Below are 3699 nucleotides of genomic sequence, written 5' to 3'. Positions count from 1 at the left end.
GCTCCCTCCCTTTTGGGGAGGGCTGGGGTGGGGCTTATGGAAAGTTTTAGAACCGAAATAGAAAATCCGATTGTCCAAAAAGACATCATCGATTTAGAAAGAAAAATTCGATTATTCAAAGAAGGAAAAATTGATGACGAACGTTTTCGTAGTCTTCGTTTGGCTAGAGGTGTCTATGGGCAACGTCAAGAAGGAGTACAAATGATTCGCATCAAATTGCCTTTTGGTAAAGTGAGTAGCGAACAATTAGTGCGTATTACTAAAGTGTCTGACGAATATTCGACAGGACGTTTGCATATTACTACGCGTCAGGATATTCAAATTCACTATGTAAGTTTGGATAGAACGCCGCAGCTTTGGGCTGATTTAGAAAAAGACGATATTACCTTGAGAGAGGCTTGTGGAAATACCGTTCGAAATATTACAGCGAGTGAAAATGCAGGGATTGATCCTGAAGAACCATTTGATGTATCGCCCTATGCACACGCTATGTTTCAGTTTTTCTTAAGAAATCCAGTTTGTCAAGAAATGGGACGTAAATTCAAAATGTCTTTTTCTTCTTCTGATAAAGATACGGCTTTGAGTTATTTACACGATTTGGGATTCATCCCAAAAATTGTCAATGGAGAGCGTGGATTCAAAGTACTATTGGGTGGTGGATTAGGTTCGCAACCCAGTCATGCCGAATTACTTTCTGAATTTGTACCGGTAAACCAAATCATTCCGATGACAGAAGGAGTCTTGCGTATTTTTGATCGCTATGGCGAAAGAGCCAAACGTTTGAAAGCCCGTATGAAATTCTTAATTAAAGAAATTGGTAAAGATGAATTCTTACGATTGGTAGATGAAGAGAAAAAAGCTTTGTCTTTCCAAACCGTTGAGATTGATACTACTGCTTTTGATGGTCCAATTCCAGCACCTGCATTAGAAGTGCCAAAAGTAACTATTGAAGATACTGCAAGTTTTGAAGCTTGGAAAAAATCAAACGTCATTGTTCAAAAACAAGCGGGTTATGTGGCCATCGGAATTAAAGTAGCTTTAGGCGATTTTTATACGGATAAAGCAAGAGCTTTGGCGAATTTGATTAAAAATTATGGTGCCAATGAATTGCGTTTTACCTTGCGTCAAGACATTTTGATTCGCAACATTAAAGAAGAAAACCTGCCGTTCTTTTACCAAGAATTAGCCAAGTTAGATTTTGTTACTTTAGGGTACAATACTATCAATGACGTTACTGCTTGCCCTGGTACAGATACCTGTAATTTAGGAATTGCCAGTAGTACAGGAATTGCAGTAGAATTAGAACGTGTTTTAGCAACAGAATATCCGCAATACAGCAACAATCAAGAAATCACAATTAAAATTAGTGGTTGTATGAATGCTTGTGGACAACATAATATGGCAGAAATTGGTTTCCAAGGAATGTCAATCAATTCTGGAAAATTAGTAGCGCCAGCCCTTCAAGTATTGTTGGGTGGAGGAAACTTAGGAAACGGTCAAGGTCGTTTTTCAGATAAAGTAATTAAAATTCCAAGTCGAAGAGGACCTGAAGCTTTGCGTTTGATCTTAAATGATTTTGAAGCAAATGCCAATGGACAATCGTTCTTGAATTATTATGATGCCAAAGGAGAAAAATATTTTTACGAATTTTTGAAACCTTTAGCCGATGTAACCAACTTAACAGAAGCTGATTTTGTGGATTGGGGAAATGCAGACAACTATGTAAAAGCAGTAGGTGTAGGTGAATGTGCAGGAGTGGTGATTGATTTAGTAGCTACTTTATTGGTAGAAGCCAAAGACAAATTGACGTTCTCTCAAGAAGCATTAAACGATCAAAAATGGTCGGATTCTATTTACTTGACCTATGCAGGATTTGTAAATGCTGCCAAAGCTTTACTGCTTGCTGAAAAACAAAAAACAAACCACCACGCCGGAATCATCGATTTGTTTGACACCGTTTTTGTGGAAACCAATAAGATTCAACTAGCAACTGCTTTCAAAGATTTGGTTTACCAAATTAAAGCGAACGAACCATCAGAAGCGTTTGCAAAACAGTATTTAGAACAAGCAACTGCATTCTTCGCAACCATCGAAGAATACAGAGAAAAAGATTTAGCTAATGCATAAAAATATAAATTTCATCAATGCTTCCTCCCTCCCTTTTGGGGAGTCCCGAGACTTCGGGAGGGGTGGGGCTCAACCCAAAGTAACTTTAGTAGGTGCTGGTCCAGGCGATCCAGACTTGCTAACTATCAAAGGAGCCAATGCTTTAGCAGAAGCTCAGGTGGTTTTGTATGATGCCTTGGCAAACGAAGAAATTCTGACATTCGCTCCTAAAAAATCAATCAAGATTTTTGTGGGGAAAAGAAAAGGATGTCACGCGTATTCACAAGACGAAATCAATCAGTTGATTGTGGACAATGCCTTGACTTACGGACATGTAGTACGTTTAAAAGGAGGTGATCCATTTATTTTTGGTCGTGGAAGCGAAGAAATAGATTTTGTAGAAAGTTTCGGAATTCCAACAGCAGTAGTGCCAGGAATATCCTCTTCTGTAGCAGTGCCGGCGTATCAAGGAATTTCATTAACTAAACGTGGGGTTTCAGAGAGTTTTTGGGTAATTACAGGAACTACTTCGGATAGAAAATTGTCAAACGATGTGGCTTTGGCAGCGCAGTCATCAGCAACCGTAGTTATTTTGATGGGTATGAGTAAATTGGCGCAGATTGTGAATTTGTTTCAAAACCAATTGAAAGGTGCAAGTCCGATTGCTATTATTCAAAACGGAACAACTCCAAAAGAAAAAATAGGAGTGGGAACTATTGATACCATTCAAGATGTAGTTACGGAAAAGAAATTAAGTTCACCGGCTATTATTGTCATTGGAGAAGTGGTGAGAGAAAGCAACAAACTAAAAGATTTTTATCACGACTATTTAGTAAATAAGATTTAAATTATTTTCAAGACTCGCTCTCCTTTGGAGAGGGCTGGGGAGAGGCTAATCATGGAAGAAAGAAACGAACTATATCCAGTGTTTTTAAAACTACATCAATTAAATGTGTTGATTGTGGGTGGCGGAAATGTAGGTTTAGAAAAGTTGTCTTTTATGTTGAAATCCAGTCCGAATGCCAATGTTGAGGTGGTAGCCCCAAGATTTCTTCCTGAATTGGAAGCTTTGGTTGCCCAACACCCTTCAGTTAAGTTAAGAACAAAGAAATTCAATCGCTGGATGCTTCGCAAACGCCATTTGGTAATTGCGTGTACCGATGATTTGAAGGTGAATAAAAGAGTATTTGATTTGTGTCGCAAGCGTCATTTGATTTGCAATATTGCCGACACACCTCAGTTGTGTGATTATTATTTGGGTGGCATTGTAACCAAAGGAAATGTGAAAATTGCCATTTCGACTAACGGAAAATCACCCACAACAGCCAAGCGCTTGAGAGAATTTTTTGAAGAAATAATTCCAGACGACATCAATACAATGGTTGAAAACCTGAACGAATATCGAAAAACATTAAAAGGAAATTTTGAGGAAAAAGTCCAAAAGATGAATGAAATTACCGAATCGTTGAAAAACAAGAAATAGCAATTAAACGAAAAATGACAAATGTTAGCTTTAATAACTAAAATTATTTGTTCATTTGCATGATTTATTGAAAAAATTAAGAAATTAAGATAGTTTAAGACTTAATGAAA

Annotated in this window: 3 protein-coding genes; all 3 read left to right on the top strand. The window is 37.7% G+C overall.

The window, feature by feature from the left end; all coding sequences use genetic code 11:
- Positions 1-36 precede the first annotated feature (36 nt).
- The 3 genes from B0A58_RS15975 to B0A58_RS15965 are packed head-to-tail and all read left to right on the top strand — an operon-like array spanning position 37 to position 3589.
- Positions 37-2127 carry a nitrite/sulfite reductase gene (locus tag B0A58_RS15975; protein WP_089081861.1) on the top strand — a complete coding sequence of 697 codons (2091 nt, stop codon included), beginning with the start codon at positions 37-39 and terminating at the stop codon, positions 2125-2127.
- On the top strand, positions 2120-2953 hold the full coding sequence (cobA, locus tag B0A58_RS15970) for a uroporphyrinogen-III C-methyltransferase (protein WP_243389523.1): 834 nt from the start codon (positions 2120-2122) through the stop codon (positions 2951-2953). Before B0A58_RS15975 ends, cobA begins: the two co-directional genes overlap by 8 nt.
- Positions 2954-3004: 51 nt before the next feature.
- Positions 3005-3589, top strand: a complete 585-nt coding sequence (locus tag B0A58_RS15965; protein ID WP_089081860.1) for a precorrin-2 dehydrogenase/sirohydrochlorin ferrochelatase family protein — start codon at positions 3005-3007, stop codon at positions 3587-3589.
- Positions 3590-3699: the final 110 nt, after the last annotated feature.

It is taken from the genome of Flavobacterium branchiophilum NBRC 15030 = ATCC 35035, from assembly GCF_002217205.1.
GTDB lineage: Bacteria > Bacteroidota > Bacteroidia > Flavobacteriales > Flavobacteriaceae > Flavobacterium > Flavobacterium branchiophilum.
Note: the sequence above shows the minus strand (reverse complement) of the source record. Positions and strands in the feature narration are given on the sequence as shown.

What these genes read in the sequence shown, in the direction of transcription:
- B0A58_RS15975 (WP_089081861.1), top strand. Translation starts at nt 37, where the DNA reads ATGGAAAGTTTTAGAACCGAAATAGAAAATCCGATTGTCCAAAAAGAC.
- cobA (WP_243389523.1), top strand. Translation starts at nt 2,120, where the DNA reads ATGCATAAAAATATAAATTTCATCAATGCTTCCTCCCTCCCTTTTGGG.
- B0A58_RS15965 (WP_089081860.1), top strand. Translation starts at nt 3,005, where the DNA reads ATGGAAGAAAGAAACGAACTATATCCAGTGTTTTTAAAACTACATCAA.